Raw genomic sequence first — 23,594 nt, forward strand, 5'->3', positions numbered from 1 at the left:
AAATCAAAAATCAAAACTGCTATATCTTAGAAACTTAAATGACCACAAAAACTCGTCCATTAAATCGCAAAAGCTTCAAACATAATTTGCGATCGCACCTCAGATCCCAAGTCTTTCAACGTGCTGCTGATGCTCCCGATTTGCCAGCGACTCCCTTTCGATTTGTCTGGCATTTTGTCAGTCAATTTCGTTGGTGGTATGTAGCGATGGTGGCGCTCGAAGCACTCCATGCCATTTGTGGGATTATGCTTCCCTTTGCGATCGGTGAAATTATGCGAGGAGTCACTAGAGCTAGTCAGCATGGCGCGGGCATAGAAGCGATTTGGAATCCTTTTGTTTTGTTCGCCTGTTTAAGCGTTGGTGAAGTGATTTTTGGCAAAACTTCTGGGCTAGTGATGATTTTGCTACAACCAGTTTTGCGTCAGCACGTAGCCCGAAATCTTTACGCCTATCTACAGCATCATTCCCATCGCTACATTAGCAATAGTTTCGCAGGAGCCTTAGCCCATCGCATTGGTGAAACTTCCCTCGGCGTTGCCCGCACTTTATATTCTCTCATTTTCGATTTCATGCCTGTGGGCATCGTGATGACAGTGGCGATCGCTTTGCTAGCTCGCGTAAATACAGGGCTAGCCCTATTTGTAGGAATTTGGGCTTTTTCCTTTGTCTCCGTATCTTATTGGCTTGCCTCTCGCAGCCGACCCTACGAACTAGCCGCATCCTCCGCAAGGAGCGAAACCATCGGACAGATTGTGGATACTGTCACTAATCTCAGCAGTGTGCGCTTGTTTGCTCGATTGGGTTTTGAGCGCAAATATTTACGCGATCGCCATGTGGTCGAACTCAAAGATGTAAGACGGGCAAACTGGTATTCGGAGCGTGTAAAACTGTTCCAATTCATCGCAGGAGCCGCACTCAAAATTGGTACGCTCTATTATGCTCTGACCCTATGGAGTCAAGGGAAAATCGAAGTTGCTGATTTTGTAATGGCAAGTAGCATTGCGCTTTTGATTATTTCTGAAGCGAAGAATTTAAGTCGTCGCTTTTTGGAATTTTTTGAGCATATTGGCAATGTCAGCAATGGCGTGTACACAATCATTCAGCCCCATGAAATCATCGATCGCGATCGCCCAATCTCTCACTCCATTAACCAAGGCAAAATCGAATTTCAAGATGTCACCTTCAGCTATTCCGAAGAAAAGAGAGTTTTCGATCGTCTCTCTATCACAATTGAATCAGGGCAAAGAGTCGGACTAGTTGGCTTATCGGGTTCAGGTAAATCCACTTTTGTCAATTTAGTATTGCGCCTCTTCGATCCACAATCAGGGCAAATTCTCATTGATGGTGTGGACATTCGCGACATCAGCCAAGAATCTCTCCATGCCCAGATCAGCCTCATTCCTCAAGATCCATCCCTGTTTCATCGCACCCTCCTCGAAAATATTCGCTATGGGCGCTTAGAGGCAAGCGATCAGGAAGTAGTGGAAGCTGCAAGAAAAGCTAATGCCCATGAATTTATCCAACAAATTCGCGAAGGCTATGACTCAATGGTGGGAGAGCGTGGTGTAAAGCTATCAGGTGGTCAGCGTCAAAGAATTGCGATCGCCAGAGTTATTCTCAAAGATGCACCAATTCTGATTCTTGATGAAGCGACTTCGAGCCTTGATTCGATTACCGAACGCGCCATTCAAGATACTCTCGACAAAGAAATGAATGGTAAAACCGTAATTGTCGTAGCGCACCGTCTTTCCACAATCTCCCATTTAGATCGCATTCTTGTCTTTCATCATGGAGAGATCGTTGAAGATGGCTCTCATACTGACCTGCTAGCGATAAAAGGTGCATACCATCGCCTATGGCAAATGCAAGCAGGCGGATTCTTGCCTGAAAATCTTGATGAAAAAGATTTTGCATCAAAAATAAGAACAATGTAATTTATTGATGGTTTTTATAGCTAAGATTAAAGTATTAGAGAAGATCAAAAGCAGTAATTATACCTATAATCTTAGTTTTATCGTTAGTATCAGTAACTATTAGTGGTTTTTCTTTCATTAATTCAAGCACCTCCCCAATGCTATTATCGGGTTTACAAGAAATAGCATCGTCAAAGTTAAGCTTGTTTGGTAAATCGTTAATTGCTTGTTTTACTGTATTTGCTAATTTTTCCTTTCGCCAATTCTTACTATTTTGATTTATATATTTTGCGATATCTCTATCACACAAAAAGCTCCATTCATCATTTTCATTTAGAAATGGAATATAGGAGAAAGAATTAGAAAGCATTTGTTGCCTTACAAAGCTTAACGGCTGCCAAAGCGATGCTTGTATAACATTACGAACCATGTAATCAGATAGTCTATCTTTACCAGTCATAAGTGCATCCTCAATAATTAAAGCAACTTGCACGGCGTGATCAGTTAGATGTCTAGCATAAGCACCATGATGCATTGCATCATTTCTTCCATCTTTTACTGAATCATATAAATCTTTAAATTGTGTGTGATAACTTGGATGTTTATTCGGAATATAGTCTGCAAGTGAAGAATTATTTGCAATATCAGAAATGGAAGTAAAATATTTCCCCAAATTTCCATCTTTAAGTTTTGATAAGAAATATCCGAACCGTTCTAAGCTAAACAATATCTCATCAAATGACTCAGAATCTTTTTGAGCAATTGCACGAGCATTTCTAAATAAGTCTCGAAAATAAAAAGTTGTTTCTAGAGCTAGATGAACTTGTTCTGTCATAAATTTATTTGGTAGTTTTATACAGATCCAAGAGAATTAGATTTAGAACAAGAATTTTCAGTTGGGAATTGGGTTTTGACTGTTACAGTGTAACCTTTATCACTAATCACTAAGTTTAAAAATCGCTGTACAATCTGCTGCACTCGGTCACTAGCTGTTTTTATTAACCAATCCTTGCAAGCTGCTTCTTGTAGTTTATTAATTGCATCACGCTGGGCAGACTCCTGCAAACGCACCACATCAGGACCAAGATTTAGAAAACCTTTGTTGTAGTCATAAACTCTTGATTGGTTAACATCTAGTTTTGTATCTAGAACTCTCAGAGGGGGTAAAGTTACAGTGATTTTTTTCTCTTCTACTTGTACGTCATCATCACGAAATTCACTCAAGTCTATGCCAACTCTTACTCCGCCATGAGCAATGTAAAGCAACTTACTTTCTAGTAGTCCCTCTTTTTTACTTGCATCAATTACAGTTTCTGTCTCAAAAATGGCTGTGGCTAGTTCGCTTACATCTCTAACTTGATGGACGATTAACGATCTAGGATCAATTGTTGTATTACCTGCAAAACTAAAAAATAGCTGCGAAGATAACCACAAAACTAAGATCGAGAGAATTGCAACACAACCAACCAAAATATTACTGGGTATGTTCAATCTTGAAATTGAGACACTTTCTGTATTTAGCCACTTATCTAAGTATTCTTTAGGATGCTTGAGCATATATATTGAAAATAAGAACATATTTTCAATATATATGAATTTGTTAATAATCTAACTGTTAACCATATTTGTATACTAGTTAACTTGCATTTTAGATTAACCCATGTGAGGATTGTTTTTATAAACTACGGTATTTACGTGTATATTTAGTACATTCTTCAAGATCTTCAACACACAAAGGATCTACAAGATTTCCATAATTTTCCATAACTCGCTAGACAAGTCCATGAAAGAACTGCCTCCAATGTTTAAGGTCTTCACTCGCCCCGATCAAGTCCAAAAAATTAAAAGGCGATCGCTCCTATTTTCTGCCGCCTATGGTTTCGTTTTATCCACCACTTTACTTGGTTGCGGTTCTAATCCTACAGTATCAACTTCAACCGAATCTAAAGATTTTAAAACAGCATCAAAATCATCTGATTCAAAAACTGAAGCCAGCAAACCTGCTGCTAGTGGAGAGAAGAAAGTTATTCGGATTGTACGCTCCAAACAACTCACAGCGTTAGCAGTATTAGAGAAACAAGGTACATTAGAGAAAGCCTTTCAACCCCTAGGTTATGAAGTAAAATGGGCGGAATTTGCCGCAGGTCCACAACAACTTGAAGCCTTGAATGCTAACGGTTTAGACATCGCATCCACTGCCGAATCCCCCCCCATCTTCTCCCAAGCCGCAGGTAGTCCCCTTGTGTATTTAGGAGCTACCGCAACCAATGGTAAACCTGTAGCTCTTTTAGTCGCCAAGGATTCATCTATTAAGAGTGTTCAAGATCTTAAAGGCAAAAAAATTGCTTTCCAAAAAGCTTCTATTGGTCACTACTTAGCTGTTAAAGCCTTTGAAAAAGAAGGATTATCAACGAGTGATTTTGAATCTGTCTTTTTACCTCCTGCCGATGCCAGCGCTGCCTTTAGCCAAGGCAAAGTTGATGGATGGTTTATTTGGGATCCATTTATTACCCGTACGGAACTAAGTGGAGTTGGACGAGTATTGATTGATGGAGAAAAGCTCCGTGATACTCGCAACTTCTACACCACAACTCGTAAATATTATGAGGGAAATAAAGATGCCATTAAGCTTTTCTTTGAAGAGCTAGAAAAGGCTGATGCTTTTGTCAAGGCTAATCCTAAGGAAGTGGCAGCACTTTTAACAGATGTCACCAAAGTTGAAGCTCCCATTCTCGAAAAGATGCACGCTAAGTATGAGTATGGTCTGCGCCCGATTACAGAGGATATTATTAAGGAACAGGAAAGAGTTGCAGAATTTTGGTTCAAATATAAGCTAATTCCTAATAAACCCGATGTCCGTGCTGGGTTCCTAAAACCTGAAGAATACGAATACATCACACCTAAAGGTGTACTTGCTCTAGCTAAGGGAACGAAGCCCTAAGCTAGACATTTTTCAATTAACTTCAAGTTAATTGATATATCGCTTTTGTCTATTTTATTTTTTACTCTATATGACCACTACTTTTTCACCTACAATCCATAGCGATCGCAATACTGACCAATCCGTTAAAATCACTCCCTTAGATGCGCCATTGGGCGCAGTTGTCACTGGTTTGGATGTAAGTAAGCCACTAGAACCAGCAACTATCTTGCGACTAAAACAAGCCCATCGCAACTACCACATTCTCATTTTTAAAAATCAGAAGTTAACCGATGAGCAATTAAAGAACTTTGCCTATTACTTTGGTGATTTATTTGTTCCCCTTGATGAAACACCTGTACTAGCATCGAAGGTCGGTGTAACACCTGTAGTCATCCCTGTAGCCAATATCGAAGGAGGATTTACGGGTACTGGCGAACTCTCTTTTCATGCCGATCATCATTGGACACCCTATCCTTCTAGTGGTTCCTTTCTCTATGCTGAAGAAGTGACCACCAAGGGAGGTGAGACGACTTGGCTCAATCTCAACCTTGCCTATGAAGCCTTAGATGATGCAACTAAAGAACGCATTCAGGATTTGCAATTGATCACATACAATCCCTTTGTGCGGACTCCTGACTCGCCCCGACGTTCATACCGCACTGATACTAGTACACCCCTAGTTGCGCCTGTATTTCCTCATCCTCTAGTACGCACTCATCCCGAAAGTGGATTAAAAATTCTGAGTCTAGGCTATGAAACAGAAGTATCTCTTGTGGGAGTCGATCCAGAGGAAGGTTCGGCGCTAATTTCCCAATTGCGTCAGCATCTTAATCAACCAAAGTTCTATTATGAGCATAAATGGTCTGTCGGCGACATTGTGTATTGGGATAATCAATCAACTCTGCATCGACGTAATGCTTTTGATCCCAGTGAACGCCGCGTTCTAAAGCGAATTAGCCTTGCAGGTAGCCGTCCATTCTAGTTATAATTTCAAGACTTTCATGATTACAGATCTAAGACGATCATCTTATTCTCAATTTCCATTATGGAGACGACTCGGGTTACTCATAGCTCCTAGCCTTCTATCTCTATCAACAGTTTTAAGCAGTTGTAGCATTGTTTCTAGTCAAGATCCATCCAACACTTCTACCAATAGCCCTGCTACAAGTGCTTCCCCGAATACAGGTAAACCTACTGCCATCAAAGCCAAAGTAATTCGGATCGGCTATCAAAGCTCTGGAGATTTGACTAAGGTTCGAGGGGTGTTAGAAAAGCGACTAGAGCCTTTGGGAGTTAAAGTCGAGTGGTCACAGTTTGCAGCAGGTCCTCAGTTAATGGAAGCCTTAAATGTGGGTAAGGTGGATATTGGCTCAGTGGGCGAAACCCCACCCATTTTTGCTCAAGTAGCAGGTTCTCAATTGGTATACGTGGTAGCTCGTAAACCTAGTGAGGGCAGGGGTAGTGGTATTATTGTCCAGAAGGATTCACCTATTAAAACTGTTGCGGATCTGAAAGGACAGAAAGTAGTTTTTCAAAAAGGTTCTGCTTCCCATTATTTGATTGTAAAAGCTTTAGAAGAAGTAGGACTGAAATATAGTGATATTCAGCCTGTAACCTTACCGCCTGTAGAAGCGAGAGAAGCATTTTTTCAAGGAAAGATAGATGCTTGGGTAACATGGGATCCTTATCTAGCGCTAGCAGAAACTAAGGGCAATGGACGCATTATTAGAGATGCCAATAAAATTGCCACTCAGGGAGGCTTCTACATCGCTTCTCGTAATTTTACTACGGATAATCTCGACTTGCTCCGTATTGTAATTGAGGAGATTGATAAAAATGGTCAGTGGGCGGAAGCTAATCGTGCGGAAGTAGTGAAGTTAGTCGCTCCCATTTTAAAGATTGAGCCTGAAATTCAAGAAATTGTGACTAGTCGTGCTAGTTATCGCTTAAGACCAATTTCACCGCAAATTATTGAAAACCAGCAAAAGATTGCTGATTTATTTACGCAAGAAAAAGTCATTCCCAAAAAAATCGATCTCAGGGAAGTTACTTTAACCCCTGAGCAATATGCTGCAATGACTCCTGAATCTCTGAAGGATTCCAAGAACTAAAGTAGATATGGTACAGACAAAGCCCGCACCATATCTACAAAATGGAAATCTAAGCGGGACAAAATATAAATTCACCAAAACTATGACTATAGCAACTGTCAATCCAGAGAAAGATCAAGCAAATTCTTCAATTCGGACTTCTCGCGTGAAGATTGCTAATGGTGATCTGCTAATTGATGCCTATCTTGCAGAACCAAATCGCGTAGGTAATTTTTCTGCCGTGATTGTAATTCAAGAAATCTTTGGTGTGAATATTCACATTCGTGAAGTTGCAGAACGCTTAGCTAAGGAGGGATATGTGGCGATCGCTCCTGCATTATTTCAACGCACGGCTTCCAATTTTGAGTCAGCCTACGCCCCTGAAGATATTCAAGTGGGACGAGGTTTGAAGGATAAAACTAAGGCAGATGAAATAATTAGCGATATTCAAGCGGCGATCGCCTATCTCAAGGACTTGCCTAATGTCAAGGGTGAAGCGATCGGTAGTATCGGCTTTTGCTTTGGTGGTCATGTGGTCTATTTAACAGCGACATTACCAGAAATTAAAGCAACTGCATTCTTCTACGGTGGTGGTATCCCTAGCTCTACTCCCGGAGGTGGAGAGCCAACTATTAGTCGTACTAAAGACATCAAAGCGCCAATTTATGCATTCTTTGGCGAAGAGGATACAGGAATTCCCTTAACGGATGTAGACAAGGTGGAATCGGCGCTAACAGAAGCAAAGATTCCCCATAAAGTGTTCCGTTATCCTCATGCTGGGCATGGTTTCTTCTGCAATCATCGCGGTAGCTATCATCCAGAATCCGCAGCAGATGCGTGGAATCACGTTTTGGCATTGTTTAAAGAAAATCTCTAGTTAATGGATATGGCGCTTTGCGCCACATCCATTAACTATCTATAAATCGGTAAAAATAATGACTGAAAAACGTAAAATAAGAAAGCATTTAAGAATTGACAGCAGTAAGATTTTTAAGCATTTTTCGGATCAAAGCTATGTAAATAAACGACTCTGAGATATTCTCATAAAATTCATAGTCCTTGCTAAGTCTACGATATTTGTCTATCCAAGCGAAGGTTCTCTCCACTACCCAACGCTTTGATTCAACAACAAACCCTTTCTGCGCTTCAGCCCGTTTGCTTACTTCCCAAGTGTAACTAAAGTTGTCTTTAACCCACTGGGTGATATCCTCGCCAGAGAATCCCTTGTCAACTAATATCTTTTGTAAGCGTCTCAGTGGATACTTGAGATTTGCTAATAGTCTGGAGTTTAGACTAAAAAAGGGCTTTGTTGCATGAATAAAAAGAAGCCAAAAGATGGAGGATCTTAGAAAATTAACGAACAACAGGAGAGGAGAGAGGTTTAGCCAGTTGAATCATGCGATTAAGAGCAGCACATTTGATGAACAACTCAACCGCCTGATTGTCAAATTTACGAGAACATAAAGTAGCACCAAAGATTTTTTTGAAACGAAACATCGTAGTTTCTGCCAAAGAGCGCCGATGATAACCTGAGTCACGTTTCCATTTTTTACGCCCATGTTTACGGATATAACGGAGATTTTGGTCACGCGGATGTGGTGGAGCATTGGTATTGCCATGCTGCCAGATTTTGGCATCTTTGCGCGGAGGAATCACGGCTTTAGCACCATGTTGGGCAATCTCGTCATAACAATGACGATGGTCATAAGCTCCATCTGCGGAAACTTGAGCAATTTCAGCATCAATCGCATCGAGAATATCGGCGAGTACTTCTCCATCGTGGCAATCATTCGTGGTGACGACCGCAGCCAGTATTTCTCCTGTTGATTCATCGGCTCCTAGGTGTAATTTGCGCCATGTCCGTCTCTTACTAATTCCATGCTGCCGTGTTTTCCATTCCCCTTCGCCGTATACTTTGATCCCTGTCGAATCAACTACTACATGCACTGCTCCCTGTTTCGGGATTACTGGTAAGGTCACACTTAAACTTGCTGTCCGTCTTGACACGGTGCTGTGGTCTGGTACTGGTAAATCTATTCCCATCAAGGCAAATATTGACTCTAACAGTCCTTGCGTTTGTCTTCCTGCTTGCTGATATACCGCTTTGACCGTGATAAATGTCGCTATTGCTATATCACTGTAATCTTTGGAAGCTCCCCGTTTGCCACTTAATGTTTGATTTAACCATCCTTCAATTACTTCTTCGCTCATCCAAAAAGTCAGGCTTCCTCTTTGTTTTAGCCCTGCGTTATACTCTGTCCAGTTGCGGATCTCATGTTTCTGTGTCATTTGCTGGGACTCCATCTCCTGATTTTTATCTAATTTACCTTCTCTTCCCCTTTTTATGCAACAACGCCCTAAAAAAGGAAAAAAGGCAGAGTAAAAGAGATACAAACTGCCTAAAGTAGATGAAAAAGAAAAAGCACATCTACAGCCATGATTATTGAGAAACTACAGGAATTTCGTCAACAGGTATATAGATTTTTAGGGAACGGACGAGATGCAATATTTGACCTAATGGATGCAGTATTGACCAGTCCAAGTGTAAAGTCATTTGCAGAATTATCATTATCAGCAGTGTATCGACGGAAATGGTCAAGCTTGTATGAATCGTTAAAAGATAGCCGTCCGAGACGAGGGAGACTCAGAGGACTGTGCGTCGAACAAATACCCAAAGATATACGACCCTTGCTAGCAGGAGACCATACAGGATGGGAAAGACCCCATGACCAAACTCTAAAAGATAGGAGTTTTGTGCATCAACCGAATTTGGTTGAAGGGAACAAACCGATCATGTTAGGGCATGACTACAGCACCTTGGCATGGATACCAGAAATGACAGGGAGTTGGGCAATTCCGTTATGTCATGAACGCATCAGTAGTTTTGAGACAGCCGCACAAAGAGCTACATTTCAACTGAGGCAAGTATGTCGAGATTTAACGGTAAGACCGATCGCTACCTATGACAGTGAATATGGCAGTGCCGCCTTTATGAATTTGACAGAGGATATCCCCGCAGACTTACTGCTGCGTCTACGTCCTAACCGATGCTTATACAAAGTCCCTGCTCCCTATAGTGGCTGTGGTCGTCCCCGTAAGCATGGGGATAAATTCCAACTTGCCAAGTCTGATAGTTGGGGAGAGCCATCAGCAACTTTTAGCTTAGAGGATGAGACGGTTGGACAAGTGCAAATCCAGCAATGGTCTGATTTACACTTTAAAAAAGCATCCCAACGACATTTCCAAGTTATGCGAGTTACCCATCCCCATTGCTCTGGTTTGTGGTTAGCTTGGGTGGGTGAGCAAATGCCATCTTTAGAGCAAATTTGGCGCTTGTACTTACGTCGTTTTGCCATCGACCATTGGTATCGCTTTGCCAAACAGCGTTTACATTGGACTCTGCCACAATTACTGACTCCTCAACAAGCTTTGCGCTGGAGTGACCTCATGCCTTTACTCTCTTGGCAATTGTGGCTCGCTCGAAAACTGGTCATTGATAATCCTTTACCTTGGCAGAAGCCTCAAACTAATCTCACCTTTGGTCGGGTCGCTCAGGGCTTTGCGACACTTTTAGTTAGGATTGGCTCTCCTGCTTGTTCTCCGAAACCTCGCGGTAAGTCTCTTGGTTGGCAATCTGGGCGTAAGCGCTCTCCTTTTCCTCGCTTTCCCATCATCAAAAAACGTCCTTCTCGTCCAAAAAAGACCAACAAAGACAACCCTAATTCCTAATCCTCAATATTCTCGTTTTCTTTCTCTTGGTTTTGCTCAGTTCTTCATTCTCTGAGTTGTTTTTTCCTGCTCTTTTTCTGATTATCTCAATCAACTTAGTCTAAACTCCAGTAATAGTCTCATCGCTCCTGCTCTCTCGCCAACATTTGCTGGGCATACGAGAGCGCCAAAGACTGAGATTGTCAAGCAAAGTGTGTAAAGTCTAGAAACTAGAAGTGGAGACGATCCTCGAAAAGGATAGCAAAGCGATTGAGTGCAGGTTTCCAGTCACGAATGGGCATCGTCCATTTCTTAGAAATATTCCGCATTGCCAAATAAACCAGCTTGAAAGCAGCTTCGTCGGTCGGAAAAATCTGTTGAGACTTAATCACCTTCCGCAAACTGCTATTCATCGACTCAATGGCATTGGTGGTATAAATCGCCCTACGAATCTCAGTGGAGAAAGCAAAGAAGGGGATAATGTTCGCCCAATGACTACGCCAAGACTTGGAGATTGATGGATATTGCTTGTCCCACTTTTCAGCAAACAACTCAAGGTTAAACTCAGCCTCCGACTCCGTTGCAGCGCTATAAATAGCCTTGAGGTCAGCACAAACTTGCTTGCGCTGTTGCCAAGGTACAAAAGCGACTGAATTCCTGACCATGTGGACAATGCATAACTGCACCTGAGTTTTCGGAAATACCGTCTCAATGGCATTAGGGAAACCAGTCAAGCCATCGACACATGCAATCAAAATATCTTTGATGCCACGGTTGTGAATTTCGGTCAGTACTGACAGCCAGAATTTCGCACCTTCATTGGGAGAAATCCACATACCCAGTAATTCCTTGTACCCATCCATATTCACCGCCAAGGCAAAGTACAGGGACTTATTAATTACCCTGCCATTGTCTCGGACTTTAATGACCAGACAGTCCAGAAATACGATTGGATAGACCGCATCAAGGGGACGATTTTGCCATTGCTTTACCTCATCAATCACGGCATCAGTGACATTGGAGATTAATGTCGGTGATACTTCGACTCCATACATTTCCTGCAACTGGGCTTGAATATCCCTGACACTCATGCCTCGTGCGTAGAGAGCAATGATTTTTTCATCTAGTCCTGACAAGCGGCTTTGTCCTTTCTTCACCAGATGTGGTTCAAACTCACCACTGCGATCTCGCGGTACTGCAATTTCTGCTACGCCAAAGTCCCCTTGGACTTTTTTCTGGCTATAACCATTGCGACTGTTGGTTTGTCCTTCTGGTCTGGGTTCATGTTTGCCGTAGCCAAGATGGTTTGATAGCTCTGCTTCCAACGCCCGTTCCACCAACGCGGTCGTCAGTTGCTTCAGGATTCCTCCTTCTCCGAATAGGTCAGGTGGAGTTTTACATTCTTGCAACAATTCGTTTAGCAATTCTTTGCGTATATTCATCTTTTGGGTGTTAGTTATTGTGTGTCTTGATTATCTCTCTGTATACTTCCTAGACTTTACACAGATTACTTTACACTCTCTCTACCTACGAGGCATCGGTGCAACCCTCGCTATCCTTCTCGAAACCCTTGCCTGTGGAGCCATTGTCACCAGCGCCTTCTTACCATCCACCACAACAGGAGCAATCCTCGCCTTCGGCGCACAATTCACTGCCCTATCCCTAGCAGGAACGATCGCAGGCATTGCCAATATGTCCATTGCCGTGGCGATCGCGCGATCGCTAATGTGGCGCGGAGCCTTAATCTTTACAAGCATCATCGCCCTCTTAGGCATTATCTTCGGCGTGATCCTAGGCGGAGCCAACGACACATCCTATATCGTGTCTAGCCTCATCGCCATTACCGTCATAGCATCAGGCACATACAGTCTATTGAGGGAAAGGGTAGTACAAGATAAGATAGCAGAACAAAAAAGAGAGTAAAAAATGGCACCTTACTCACTAGATCTCAGAGAAAAGATCGTAGCAACCTACGAAGCAGGAAATACATCGATTCGGGAAGTAGCGAAGCAATTTCAAGTGGCGACGAAAACAGTGCAAACACTGCTGAATCGATACCGAGAGACAGGAGAACTAAACCACAAACCATTAGGTAGTCCAATCAAAAGTCCCCTCGAAGTCCATCGAGAGAAAATCCTCGAAATTGTGACAGAGCATCCAGATTGGACACTATGGCAGTACTGTGAGGAAGTAGCAAAACAAACAGGAGTATCCGTGACCACTGGCAGTATGTGCCGATTTTTCCAGAGGCATAACATCACTCTAAAAAAAAGACCTATCGCCATGAAAAGGTAAAAAGTGAGGCAGTACAACAGCAAAGATGTGAATTTTGGGAAGCATTGAATGAGGTGAAAGCTGAAGATCTGATTTGTATTGATGAAACAGGAATATGGCAGGGGATGGAACGCTCTGTGGCAAGAAGTGAGCGCGGCAAAAGAGTATTCAGTCATCGTCCCTTTTACAAAGGTCAGAAATACACAATAATTGGCGCTATTTCAGTTGATGGTATTGTTTGCCTGAAAAAGATTCAGGGTTCTATGAAAGGAGCAGATTTTCTCACCTTTGTCCGAGATGACCTAGTGCCTAAATTACGTCCTGAACATAGGATAATCATGGATAACCTCAACTGCCATAAAGTTGAGGGGGTCACAAAAGCAATTACAGAGACAGGCGCTAAGATTTTGTACTTACCCACCTATTCTCCTGATTTTAATCCCATTGAGATGATGTGGTCGCTTCTCAAATATTTTATTCGATTGCTTAGACCTCAGTCTCATAAACTACTTCAGCATTTAATCAACATTTTCCCTTACTTGTTAGAAAAGGATTTCTTCAAAAATTGGTTTACTAAGTGTTGTTACTGTGCTACTTGATCCCTCAATGGACTGTATGTCGGTTGCCAAGCCATCCAAGGAAACAGAAAATACACCCTCATTCAATCCATAGCGATCGCCGCCATCTCCCAAGGTGGAACCAAATTTCGTCGCGCCAACCTCACCGATGCAAACTTTACAGAAGCTACCCTCAAAAGTGCCGACTTCCGCCAAGCAAACCTAACCCGTACCAACTGGCACTTAGCTAAACAACTAGAACAAGCCCGTTGCGATCGCACCTATCTCGAAGATCCTCAAATCCGTGAACTAGCGATTACCAAAGACGGACAAGGTAAACACTTCGAGCATCTCAACCTCCACGGATTAAACTTAAAAGACGCAAATCTCAAGGATGCCTTCTTCATCGGTGCAGACCTCAGCGAAGCCACCCTCGAAAACGCCAACCTCACAGGTGCAAGACTCGTCAAAACTCAGCTATACCAAGCTAATCTCTCAGGCACTTGCTTAACAGGAGCCTATATCGAAAATTGGGGCATTTCCACATATACCAATCTCGATAACATCAAATGCGATTACATCTTCATGCAGCTACCCACCGCAGCCGATCCCGATCCCTGTCGCAAACCTGACAATAAAAAGGAAAATTTTAAAGAAGGTGATTTTGCGGACTTCATTGCCCCCATCATCAAAACCCTCGACCTCTACCAAACCCAAAACCTCGACCTGCGCGAAGTCGGCATTAAATTCAAAACCCTCGACCTATTTCACTACGAAGGTATCGACCCTAGCGCCGCTGCGATCGCTCTCAAACAACTGATCGAACAGCATCCTGAAGCAGAACTAGAAGTAATTGCCCTCGAAGGAAGAGGCAATGAAAAAATTCGCTTGCAAGCCAAGGTCACAGGAGACACCAACAGGTCAGCCCTTAATGCCGAATACTTTGCCAAATACAAACAAATTAAGTCTCTGCCCTATAGTGATATGCAAGCCCTCTTAACAGGCATTGAAGAAAAAGACGAACGCATTCGTAGTTTAGAAAAATTATTAGAAAATGCCATCAGTCAGCCTAAATTTTATGTAGAGACCTATCAAAACCAAGGAGAATTCAACATGGCACAAGAAAATAAAGGCAACGTTAGCATCAGTAGTGTCCAAGGCAACATAAGCGGCATTGCTGCTGCGGGTGAAAATCAAACAATGACAGGTGTTGCTCTAGGAGCAATTAGTGGCAATGTCACCAACACCATTAGCCAACTTCCCGATACCACCGATCCCAATGAACCCAGTCTCAAGGATCTGCTAATTCAACTGCAATCTCTAATCGAATCTGAATCTGAGCTAAATGAAGAAGATAAAGTAGAAGCTCTAGAACAAGTAAAAGTCCTCGCTGAGTCTGGACAAAAGCCCGAAGATAGCACCTTACAAAAGTTAGCCAAGACCGCTGTAAAAATCTTGAAAGGAACGATCGCTAGTTTACCTGATGTCACAAAACTCGTCGAATCAGGAACAAAACTATTACCTCTCATTACGAAAATTCTAGGCTTGTCATAGTTGTCAAAGTATCAATTTTAAAGAAGGAATGATCTTACTATTTACATGCCATTCCCAATCAAAATAAAAGAAGCTCAGTAGTAGGGGATTAAGTAGTAACTGCTGATATGGTGTTGCACATATTCATAATGGCGCTCAAAACACTCCTTTGTTTAAAAGTATTTCCTCGCAAGATTGTTAACAAATATGCACTTTTACCCTATGACTACTTTTAAAATTCTTGCAAATATCTTAGATTGCTGTTAATTTTATGTTTGTATAATACTAACTTAAAACTTACATTTAAGGTTTGACTACTACTGCAATTAGAATTTTAAGTTTTGTTTAATATTACCTATAGCGTCGCAAAGTTTTAAACTATGTCAAAGGTAGATTTATTAAGACGAAAAGAAACCCACTTTATCCTGTGGCGACCTGGCGCGATAGACATACCCCCAACTCTCTTTATCGGCAAAAGTACCGAGTCAATTAGCCAATTTCAAGAGATTACCCTCACTCCTTCTCCTTCGTTTCCTGAATTATGGGAAGTGGATGTTGCTAATTGCAACCTCGAAGAAAATCAGGTTTATTTTTACTGGTTCAAGGTTCGCAACACCGATCCCTACAGTTTAGCGAGTTTCAATCAGGTACTTTATTGTACCGATCCCACTGCCTATACAATTGATCGCCGCACCCGCGCTCCCATACCTCAAAATGTCACAGCAGGAAAGACAGGAATTACCGATTTCGATCCAGCTAGCGTTATTCTCCATCAAGGAGGCAAATTAACCCCTTGCGATCCTGATGGCAGGGTCGTAGACTGGACGAATGACCCTTCGCCATCGTTACTGCCATCCAACAATAGTCTTGTCATCTATGAACTGCCAACGCGCTGGACTCGTGTTACCTCTCGCAACACTATTGAGATCGGGAATGGTACATTTCAAGATGCTTTAGCCCTACTGGTTCCTGAGTTATCAAGTACAACTTTCCCAACAGTGGCTGCTCTCAATAATCGTGCCCATTTACTTGAACTAGGAACCAATGCCCTAGAATTGTTACCTCCCGCCGACAGCAATCAGGTTGACAATTGGGGTTACGGAACATCAAACTTTTTTGCGGCTGATTATGATCTGGGATTTCCTGCCGCCTCAAAATCACCTTCAGCATCACTTGATTTGGTTGAGTTGATTAAAACCTGCCACGAAAAAAGTATCCGCTTTTTCAAAGACACTGTTATGGCTTTTTCGAGTGGAACTGCCATCCGAAATATTAACTTCCTAGATTTTTTTGTTAAGTCAGGTAGTGGCGATCCAGAACAAGATGGTCGGGATGGTTTTGGGGGAGATCTGATTAAATATAACTTCCAGACATCGGGCTACGATCCCTTGAGTGGTAGCAAGATAGATAATCTATTCCCGTCTCGTGCTTTCCTTAAAGCCTATCTCTTTCACTGGATGACATATTATCGCGTGGATGGTTTACGTCTAGATAGTGTCAATAACATTAAGAACTACGACTTTCTTCAGGAAGTCAAAGATTTCTCTCGTTCTCTCTGGAAAGAGCGTGGTGGTCGAGATGATAATTTCTTGGTTATTGGAGAAAGTATTGGCTTCCAGAGGGCAATGCTCGATCAAAAGCGGTTAGATAGTTTTTGGAACGAAGACTTTAAAAACCGAGTCAAACCAGCCGTTGTCGGTAAAAGTTATGGCGGCGAAAGTTTTGAAACTTCAATTCGCAAAATGATTGACTGCCGCAATCTAAATCTTGGCTTTACAGACGGCTCTCAGGTGATTAACTATATCACTTCCCATGATGTTGAGGGGGAAGGTGCTGAGCGGCTCTACAGTTACCTCGATTTTAATCGAGTTTTTGACAAGGAAAAGCGAATAAAATTGGCATTTGTTTGTCTGTTAACAGCAGTAGGCATCCCCATGATTTTGGCGGGAGATGAATTTGCGGATCAGATGGATAATGATATATTTTCCAAGGATGTCAAAGATAAGTCCGACAGAAAACAGGTCGATCCTGTCAACTCCTCTCGTCTTGATGATGATTGGAGAAAGCGCGTTTTTTACTATGTTGCCCGACTCGTGAAATTTCGTACTACTTCAAAGGCATTGGCAGTGAACGATAATAACTTCATCCATTTAGATTTCAATCAAGGCAAACGTGTCTTAGTTTGGAAGCGAGGTTCTGGGGATAATATTGTTGTCGTTGTCGCTAATTTTTCTGATTGGGGGACTGCCGATCCTCTTAATCCTAATTCCCAATATGTTATTCCCAACTGGCCTAACCTGCCATCAGGTAAAAAATGGCGAGAAATAACGCAAGAGAGGGATGTGCCTAACTCATTTGCTGGTAAAGAACCAATCTTTCCCTGGGAGGCAAAGGTATATACCGTAGTTTAGTATCTTTTAATTATGTTTTTTGGGAGTACTGTAAACCAATAAAGCTAGCTTCTGGACAAGCTAGCAACAATATGATTTGTCAGCATTGGTCATCTATCCCCGAATAACGATGATTTCTCGACCAGCAGGACTAATGACATTTTCAGTTGTAGTGCGATCGCTTAGCGGCGGCAAACCAGAACGGCGATCAAAGATCACCAACCAACCCGTATCCAAACTCAACCCCGACAAATACTTATCGATCTGCGGCAAACCTTCCTTAAGTGGATCAGGTCTTTTATCCGCCCAAACCTTCAATTCCATTGCCATAGTTTGTTTACCATAGCGCAAACAGATATCCATCTTACCCGAACCAATAGCATATTCCCTTTCCAAAGTACCATTGCCATTAACCACTCGATGTAAAAATGCCATCATCACCAAATGTGGTGCAATTTCTGGATAGTTGGCACTCTTGAACAATGGCTCACCATGTTGCCGCCAGAATTTGAGAAAAGCATCAAGTAGGACTTGAGCATTGAGACTTCCATCAGGATTTAACCAGCTAGGTTGAATCATCGGCAGACTATCCTGCACCCCTTGAGATAAAACTCTCGGAATTACTTCTTGATAGATAGGATTCGCAATCTTTAATCCGCCTTCCTGACTCCGCACCACTAACCCCAAATCCAACAAGTAGCGGCGATCGTCATCGGGAGTATCTCCCAGCTCTAATCCCGATAAAATTGGTTGAATGATTGCCCTCACTCTATCTTCTCGCAATCTTTCCGCAAGGCTATCCAGATGCGTATCCTGTCTCTTAATCAGAAGTTCCTTCGCTTGATTCACTAAATCAGGAGTAATGGGAATCGCAGGATCTTTCGTAATATATTCCACAATTTCCTTGGCGATCGCATTGACCAACCAAGGTTGTCCTTGTGTCAAATGAAAAGCCAAATCAACTGCTTCGGGGGTAAACACCTGCCCCGTTGCATCCGTATGCTGCTGATAAAGATTCCGCACATCCTCAAGGGTAAAGTTACTCAGAGTAAAGGAACGCACTTTGATATTAAAGGGGCTAGAAGTATTTAGGCGATCGCTCCCACCTGAAGCATACTTATAATCCCGTACATCGCGCATCCCCACCAGTGCTAATGACTGCGGAAATCCCTGTGGACGATTGGGAAAGCCTGAGCGAATCTGGCGCAGCACAGAAACCAAAGTCTTATCACTGAGGGCATCAATCTCGTCTAAAAATACCACTAAAGGGCGTAATGACTTTCTAGACCATGTACTCAAAAACGAGCCAATCTGACGACCAGCTTCTCCCGTAGTCCAATCTGGTGGCTGCAACTCAGGAGGCAAGCGAAATTGTGCCGAGTCTTTCCACTCATCTAAAATAGCTTTTTCCGCTAAATCAGGCTCATCCGAAAAAACTGCTCCCACCTCTAAGGAAAGCATCACCGCCGTATATTGACCACTGGCAGTTAGCTCTTGGGCAAGTGCCAACATAGCTGTAGTCTTACCCACCTGTCTTGGCGCATGGATCACAAAATAGTTTTCCTGAGCAATTAGTTGTTTGATTTCAGGTAAGCGGTCAGTAGCTGACAACATGTAGTGAATGTCAGGCTTACAAGGACCAGCAGTATTAAACCATTTGGGCATGACGACAACTAAACTAACGGGCAGAGATACCCCTTCAATATATAACAACGCGCCAAGCAAAACCCTCAAATCTTGAAAACACGTCAACAAGAATAAATATTTATACTTATTCATATAAATTTAATAACAAATAAGTGACAACTATCTGTTCTAAGACTACTCTGAGACAATTTTGGCTTTTTTTACTTAACAATGCTGTAATAATCATTGTTTCCGCCGAAATAAGTGCAGGCTGATGTACAGGTTTCGCGAATTTCGACAGCGTATAAGCTTTCTAGACCATCTTCTTGAAGGTAATTAAAAATCCATCTAGCTAGTTCCTCACTTGTTGGATTTTCTAAATTAGTAGATTCGTTTAGATAATGATGATCAAGATATTTTTCAGTCATCGGTTCTAGATACTTTTTAATAATTCCGTAATCTAACACCATGCCTGCTTGAGATCCATCAGATTGTAGTGAATCACTTTTAAGAAAGACTTTACCTACAAATGAATGACCATGTAAACGTTGACACTTGCCATCATGGTGAGGCAGTTTGTGGGCTGCTTCAAATCGAAATTCTTTGGAAATTATCCACATATTAAAATTAAGTAGATTGAATTAGGTTCGTTGTTGAGTGCCCAGTCCCCTTTTTATTTCCTTAACGTGAGTTCGGGATAAGGAAAAGGACAAAAAAAGGGAGAAACCGATAAGCTGAAAATAAGTAAAACAAGTTCAGCGAAGTAACTCCCATGACTAATAGTTTAGAAGCCCTATTCTGCCATGTCGATGATTTTTGCAAAATATTTGAACCAAAATGGCGACAAATGTTGCTGGGTAATGGCTTACAACAAAGACAAAGGTCAAGAGGTCTGAGTATGAGTGAAATCATGACGATCCTGATCGCCTTTCACCAAAACCACTACCGAGACTTCAAGCATTTCTATCAAAAACAAGTGTGCAAATATTGGCAGAAGGAGTTTCCCAGACTACCAAGCTACAACAGGTTTGTCGAGTATATGGGTTCAGCAATGATGCCATTGTGCATATACCTGAAATATTGTTTTGGCGAATGTACAGGTATTAGTTTTGTAGATTCAACATCACTAGATGTCTGTCACAATCGACGGATACACCAGCACAAAGTCTTTAAAGGGATAGCAGCCCGTGGTAAGACATCAGTGGATTGGTTCTTTGGTTTCAAACTGCATTTACTCGTTAATGAATGCGGTGAACTGCTGAATATCCAAATTACTCCAGGCAATGTTGATGACCGTAAGCCGATCCCTGATTTGCTCAAATTCATGTTTGGTAAAGTGTTTGCTGACCGTGGTTATGTATCTCAATCCTTAGCATCTCAACTGTTCCAAGATTTTGGCATTGAGTTCTTCGCTAAACCCAAACGCAATATGAAAAATCGCTTGATGCGCTTGACTGATAAGTTGCTTTCTCGCAAACGCTCTATTATTGAAGCGATCATTGACCAACTCAAAAATATTTCCCAGATTGAACATGGTTACTGAGCTTGTCGAAGTATTCTCGTCATCGCAGTCCCATCAATGCCATGATTAATGTCATTTGTGGGCTGATTGCTTATTGCCATCAACCCAAGAAGCCTTCTTTACATATGGATTGGGTTTTACCCTCTGCCTCTTAACCCGAACTCACGTTATTTTTAACTGAGAGCGCTGCAACATCACTATTTACCTCGCAACAGCCAAGCATTAGCATTCTCAGACATCCGCCCTAGAGCCGTAATAATCTCATCATATTGACGATAGATCTCCTGCCCTTTTTCTGCGTCGAAATAGCCACAGGTCACAGCAAACTCAATCCATGACTGAGCTTTAGCTGCCTGCGCCGCCGCATCACTGATACCTGTAATAAAAGCGCGATAAGTATAACGTTTATGCCAAGCCGCCGCCACATGAATAAAAACTAGTCTTGCGGCAAGCAACATCGGTTCAGCCAGCAAATTTTTCTCCCGTTCGGGTAACTCATATTCCAATTCACGCAAAGACATCGCCGCCTCAAACGCCAATTGATATACCCGCAATTCCTGATACTTACTAATAAAGTCCCGTGACATAACCACCTCAACGTGTAATTTTTTTGAATAATGAAGTGCGGCGCTCCGCGCCGCACTTCATGACTTTTTCAGACAATAAAAGCCACATCGTCAACATGAAAATCGGGTTGCATCCCCACAATCTTTACTAACTGTCGATGGCGAGGGGACATCGGATAAAAACGGATCTGGTCTTCCTGCTCCTTAATCAGCTTGCGAAGACGTTTCTGCACCGTTTTGTACTGATCGGGAGCACACACTCAAATACCGACTTCTGCACCCGTAGTCCATAGCCCTGCAAAAAGTTCGAGACCTTAGTACGGCGGCGATCATTAACGATGTCATAGCAAACTAGATAAAACATCCTATTTATCCCACTTCATCGGACGGTACACCGATTGCTCACCACTCAAGCAAGCAACATATTCCCAAACCTGTAACTCCATACAACGTCGATAACTGACCTTATAGCCCGTATGCAAATGCACAACCTCCGTCGCCAGTTTTTCCTCCCAATGCTTCAAGAAACGCTTCAGTCCATCAGGATGTAAATACACACCACCCCGCGCATCGGGAGGCGTAAAATCTTCTGGCGAGAAAATATTAGAATTGATCAAATAAGCTACAAACGAATCAACTACAGGAGCGCGAAACTCTTCCATCAAGTCACAAACCAAGGCAGGTAAGTTGGGGCGTGGCGTATGCAAATTACCAAAGTGCGTATGCAAACCGATCGCTTCAATCATCGAGTGCACATTTTGGGAAAGAAGGGTATAGCCCAAACTCAAAAGACTATTAATTGGATCGGTGGGTGGGCGACGAGTCCGCTTTTCAAATTCAAATTTGCCATTGAGCAGAGAAGCAAAAGCTTGAAAGTACAAATTTGCCGCATGACCTTCAACCCCAAGCAAAGATTCCACGGATTCAATAGTCGGGATATTTTTGATTGACTCCGCTAGTTCGCTGATGGCATGGGTTGCCGTCTCTGTCTTACGTTTGCGATTGAGACGCTGTAAGACAATCCGTGAATTATGGATTTTGCCTGCCACAATACTTTTTGCCTGAGTGAGTACAAAAACAGGATCATGGGAATGCAAAACCTGTTGGGATAGATACTCAACTTTTGCCTGATTTGCCGCCGATATGCGATCGCACCACCACTGAGAATGTCATTAGTCCCGCAGGTCGGGAAATAATTGTCATGGCGTTGCATAAATGAGGGATGAATGAGTAAATATTAAAGATAACGAGTTTAAGCAATGAAAAACAATGAAATGTCCAAAGTGTGGTTCAACACATATTCGTAAAAATGGGAAACGAGGAGACAAACAAAATCATATTTGCGCTGATTGCGGTCGTCAGTTCATTGATCATTACTCAGTGCTGGGATATTCCCAAGATGTCAAAAAAATATGCCTAAAAATGTACTGCAACGGCATGGGATTTAGACAAATTGAGAGATGTACCGATGTTAGTCACAACTCAGTCATCAACTGGGTTAAGGAAGCAGCCAAGCAATTACCAGAACATCCACCGATTGAGACTATTCCTGATGTTGGTGAACTGGATGAACTCCAGACTTTTGTTGGGTCAAAAAAAACTTGATTTGGCTATGGACTGCGGTGAATCATTTTAGCCAAGGTATCTTGGCTTGGGTATTAGGGGATAGGAGTAGCAAAACCTTTGAACCTCTATGGACATTGATTAAGGTTTGGCAATGCTATTTCTGGGTTACCGATGGCTACTGTGTCTACAAAATGTTTATCAACTCGGAAGATCAAATTATTAGCAAAACCTACATGACCAGAGTTGAGGGTGAAAATACGAGACTGAGACATTATCTTGCCAGATTGCATCGCAAAACTTTATGTTATTCAAAATCTGAACAAATGTTGCGGTATTCAATTCGTCTGTTAATTCATTATCTCAAGTACAAATCGATTCCCACCTTTTCTTGATTCATCCTTCATTTGTGCAACGCCATTGTCATTTGCAGATAGGAAGATAAGGCAATGGGGATTGGGCGATCGCTGATTGATATCGAAAGGGCATTTGTCAAGAAGATCGAAAAATGAAGATCGAAGAGGGAAGAAAAATATAAAGTAATAGGATCGTTTTGATCGCCTAAAACCACTTTCTTAATTTCTCCTTTCACTCTTCGACCTTCCGCCTTTCTCCCTTTAGTATTTGGCAATATTCAGCTATACCTTGACAGGGGGTAGACTTTATTTTTTATAAGAGTAAAGATGGAAGAAACGTTAACTTTTTTCCAAGATGCTCCGAATAACATTTACCAAGGAAGAAATAGATGCGCTGCATTACGAAAGATTCCATCATCCGCATCCACGAGTGCAGAGAAAAATGGAAGCACTATACCTAAAAAGCCAGAAATACGCGCACAAGGAAATTATACAACTGCTAAGAATCAGTGAACCGACACTGTTGAACTATTTACGAGATTATAAAGAGGGAGGGATAAGCAAACTCAAAGA

20 protein-coding genes and 5 pseudogenes are annotated in these 23,594 nt (G+C 42.2%); 15 read left to right on the top strand and 10 right to left on the bottom strand.

Going from position 1 to position 23,594, the window contains the following annotated elements:
- The first annotated feature begins 38 nt into the window (after positions 1 to 38).
- Complete coding sequence (locus HC246_RS22260) at positions 39 to 1,934, top strand: ABC transporter ATP-binding protein (RefSeq protein WP_225903078.1); 1,896 nt, start codon at positions 39 to 41, stop codon at positions 1,932 to 1,934.
- A 34-nt stretch (positions 1,935 to 1,968) separates the two neighbouring features.
- On the opposite strand, the gene HC246_RS22265 is transcribed toward HC246_RS22260, so the two are convergent.
- Together HC246_RS22265 and HC246_RS22270 are read right to left on the bottom strand one after the other, a co-directional pair.
- On the bottom strand, positions 1,969 to 2,748 hold the full coding sequence (locus HC246_RS22265) for a CBS domain-containing protein (RefSeq protein ID WP_169365605.1): 780 nt from the start codon (positions 2,746 to 2,748) through the stop codon (positions 1,969 to 1,971).
- A gap of 17 nt (positions 2,749 to 2,765) precedes the next feature.
- Positions 2,766 to 3,491, bottom strand: a complete 726-nt coding sequence (locus tag HC246_RS22270; protein WP_169365606.1) for a DUF4230 domain-containing protein — start codon at positions 3,489 to 3,491, stop codon at positions 2,766 to 2,768.
- A 205-nt stretch (positions 3,492 to 3,696) separates the two neighbouring features.
- Between HC246_RS22270 and HC246_RS22275 the strand changes: the two genes are divergently transcribed.
- The 4 genes from HC246_RS22275 to HC246_RS22290 all read left to right on the top strand — a co-directional run bounded on the left by HC246_RS22275 (position 3,697) and on the right by HC246_RS22290 (position 7,803).
- Positions 3,697 to 4,854: an aliphatic sulfonate ABC transporter substrate-binding protein gene (locus HC246_RS22275; protein ID WP_169365607.1), complete on the top strand. Its 1,158-nt coding sequence runs from the start codon at positions 3,697 to 3,699 to the stop codon at positions 4,852 to 4,854.
- 70 nt (positions 4,855 to 4,924) lie between these two features.
- On the top strand, positions 4,925 to 5,818 hold the full coding sequence (locus HC246_RS22280; protein ID WP_169365608.1) for a TauD/TfdA dioxygenase family protein: 894 nt from the start codon (positions 4,925 to 4,927) through the stop codon (positions 5,816 to 5,818).
- Positions 5,819 to 5,837: 19 nt separating this feature from the next.
- Positions 5,838 to 6,947, top strand: a complete 1,110-nt coding sequence (locus HC246_RS22285) for a sulfonate ABC transporter substrate-binding protein (protein WP_169365609.1) — start codon at positions 5,838 to 5,840, stop codon at positions 6,945 to 6,947.
- A gap of 82 nt (positions 6,948 to 7,029) precedes the next feature.
- A complete protein-coding gene (locus HC246_RS22290) occupies positions 7,030 to 7,803 on the top strand; it encodes a dienelactone hydrolase family protein (RefSeq protein WP_169365610.1) in 774 nt (257 codons plus the stop codon).
- Between the two features lie 88 nt (positions 7,804 to 7,891).
- On the opposite strand, the gene HC246_RS22295 is transcribed toward HC246_RS22290, so the two are convergent.
- Together HC246_RS22295 and HC246_RS22300 are read right to left on the bottom strand one after the other, a co-directional pair.
- Positions 7,892 to 8,290, bottom strand: a complete 399-nt coding sequence (locus HC246_RS22295) for a transposase (RefSeq protein WP_225903079.1) — start codon at positions 8,288 to 8,290, stop codon at positions 7,892 to 7,894.
- Positions 8,280 to 9,215, bottom strand: coding sequence for an IS5 family transposase (locus HC246_RS22300; protein ID WP_169364403.1), 936 nt, complete (start codon positions 9,213 to 9,215; stop codon positions 8,280 to 8,282). Before HC246_RS22300 ends, HC246_RS22295 begins: the two co-directional genes overlap by 11 nt.
- A 147-nt stretch (positions 9,216 to 9,362) precedes the next feature.
- Between HC246_RS22300 and HC246_RS22305 the strand changes: the two genes are divergently transcribed.
- Positions 9,363 to 10,655: an NF041680 family putative transposase gene (locus HC246_RS22305; protein WP_169364169.1), complete on the top strand. Its 1,293-nt coding sequence runs from the start codon at positions 9,363 to 9,365 to the stop codon at positions 10,653 to 10,655.
- 209 nt (positions 10,656 to 10,864) lie between these two features.
- On the opposite strand, the gene HC246_RS22310 is transcribed toward HC246_RS22305, so the two are convergent.
- Complete coding sequence (locus HC246_RS22310; RefSeq protein ID WP_169365611.1) at positions 10,865 to 12,076, bottom strand: IS256 family transposase; 1,212 nt, start codon at positions 12,074 to 12,076, stop codon at positions 10,865 to 10,867.
- Between the two features lie 19 nt (positions 12,077 to 12,095).
- Here HC246_RS22310 and HC246_RS22315 point away from each other — a divergent pair, with 19 nt between their 5' ends.
- From HC246_RS22315 to HC246_RS22335, 6 genes and pseudogenes are all read left to right on the top strand, one after another.
- Positions 12,096 to 12,557 carry a hypothetical protein gene (locus tag HC246_RS22315; RefSeq protein WP_169365612.1) on the top strand — a complete coding sequence of 154 codons (462 nt, stop codon included), beginning with the start codon at positions 12,096 to 12,098 and terminating at the stop codon, positions 12,555 to 12,557.
- Positions 12,558 to 12,560: 3 nt separating this feature from the next.
- Positions 12,561 to 12,929, top strand: a complete 369-nt coding sequence (locus HC246_RS22320) for a helix-turn-helix domain-containing protein (RefSeq protein ID WP_169365613.1) — start codon at positions 12,561 to 12,563, stop codon at positions 12,927 to 12,929.
- A 29-nt stretch (positions 12,930 to 12,958) separates the two neighbouring features.
- Positions 12,959 to 13,507, top strand: a pseudogene (locus HC246_RS22325) (IS630 family transposase); the annotation flags it as partial.
- Between the two features lie 84 nt (positions 13,508 to 13,591).
- Positions 13,592 to 13,972: pseudogene (locus tag HC246_RS27065) on the top strand (pentapeptide repeat-containing protein); the annotation flags it as partial.
- Positions 13,973 to 14,050: 78 nt separating this feature from the next.
- Complete coding sequence (locus HC246_RS26100) at positions 14,051 to 15,019, top strand: hypothetical protein (RefSeq protein WP_225903080.1); 969 nt, start codon at positions 14,051 to 14,053, stop codon at positions 15,017 to 15,019.
- Positions 15,020 to 15,378: 359 nt separating this feature from the next.
- On the top strand, positions 15,379 to 17,409 hold the full coding sequence (locus tag HC246_RS22335; protein ID WP_169365614.1) for an alpha-amylase family glycosyl hydrolase: 2,031 nt from the start codon (positions 15,379 to 15,381) through the stop codon (positions 17,407 to 17,409).
- 93 nt (positions 17,410 to 17,502) lie between these two features.
- On the opposite strand, the gene HC246_RS22340 is transcribed toward HC246_RS22335, so the two are convergent.
- Positions 17,503 to 19,053 carry an AAA family ATPase gene (locus HC246_RS22340; protein WP_169365652.1) on the bottom strand — a complete coding sequence of 517 codons (1,551 nt, stop codon included), beginning with the start codon at positions 19,051 to 19,053 and terminating at the stop codon, positions 17,503 to 17,505.
- 182 nt (positions 19,054 to 19,235) lie between these two features.
- Entirely contained in the window at positions 19,236 to 19,634 is a 399-nt protein-coding gene (queD, locus tag HC246_RS22345) for a 6-carboxytetrahydropterin synthase QueD (RefSeq protein WP_169365615.1), read from the bottom strand.
- A 152-nt stretch (positions 19,635 to 19,786) separates the two neighbouring features.
- Here queD and HC246_RS22350 point away from each other — a divergent pair.
- A pseudogene (locus tag HC246_RS22350) lies at positions 19,787 to 20,691 on the top strand (IS982 family transposase).
- A 42-nt stretch (positions 20,692 to 20,733) separates the two neighbouring features.
- Here HC246_RS22350 and HC246_RS22355 read toward each other — a convergent pair.
- From HC246_RS22355 to cas1, 3 genes and pseudogenes are all read right to left on the bottom strand, one after another.
- On the bottom strand, positions 20,734 to 21,123 hold the full coding sequence (locus tag HC246_RS22355; RefSeq protein WP_169365616.1) for a four helix bundle protein: 390 nt from the start codon (positions 21,121 to 21,123) through the stop codon (positions 20,734 to 20,736).
- A 68-nt stretch (positions 21,124 to 21,191) separates the two neighbouring features.
- A pseudogene (gene cas2, locus HC246_RS27070) lies at positions 21,192 to 21,466 on the bottom strand (CRISPR-associated endonuclease Cas2).
- 1 nt (position 21,467) lies between these two features.
- Positions 21,468 to 22,250: pseudogene (cas1, locus tag HC246_RS22365) on the bottom strand (CRISPR-associated endonuclease Cas1); the annotation flags it as partial.
- A gap of 121 nt (positions 22,251 to 22,371) precedes the next feature.
- Between cas1 and HC246_RS22370 the strand changes: the two are divergent.
- Together HC246_RS22370 and HC246_RS22375 are read left to right on the top strand one after the other, a co-directional pair.
- Positions 22,372 to 23,060, top strand: a protein-coding gene (locus tag HC246_RS22370) for an IS1 family transposase (RefSeq protein ID WP_169361945.1) whose coding sequence is annotated in 2 segments (ribosomal slippage) — positions 22,372 to 22,704 and positions 22,707 to 23,060 — 687 coding nt in all. Because the reading frame shifts where the segments join, the coding sequence is not laid out codon by codon here.
- Positions 23,061 to 23,376: 316 nt separating this feature from the next.
- The coding region (locus tag HC246_RS22375) for a helix-turn-helix domain-containing protein (protein WP_169365617.1) at positions 23,377 to 23,594 on the top strand (218 nt) is incomplete at its 3' end.

Source organism: Pseudanabaena yagii GIHE-NHR1, from assembly GCF_012863495.1.
Taxonomy (GTDB): Bacteria; Cyanobacteriota; Cyanobacteriia; order Pseudanabaenales; family Pseudanabaenaceae; genus Pseudanabaena; species Pseudanabaena yagii.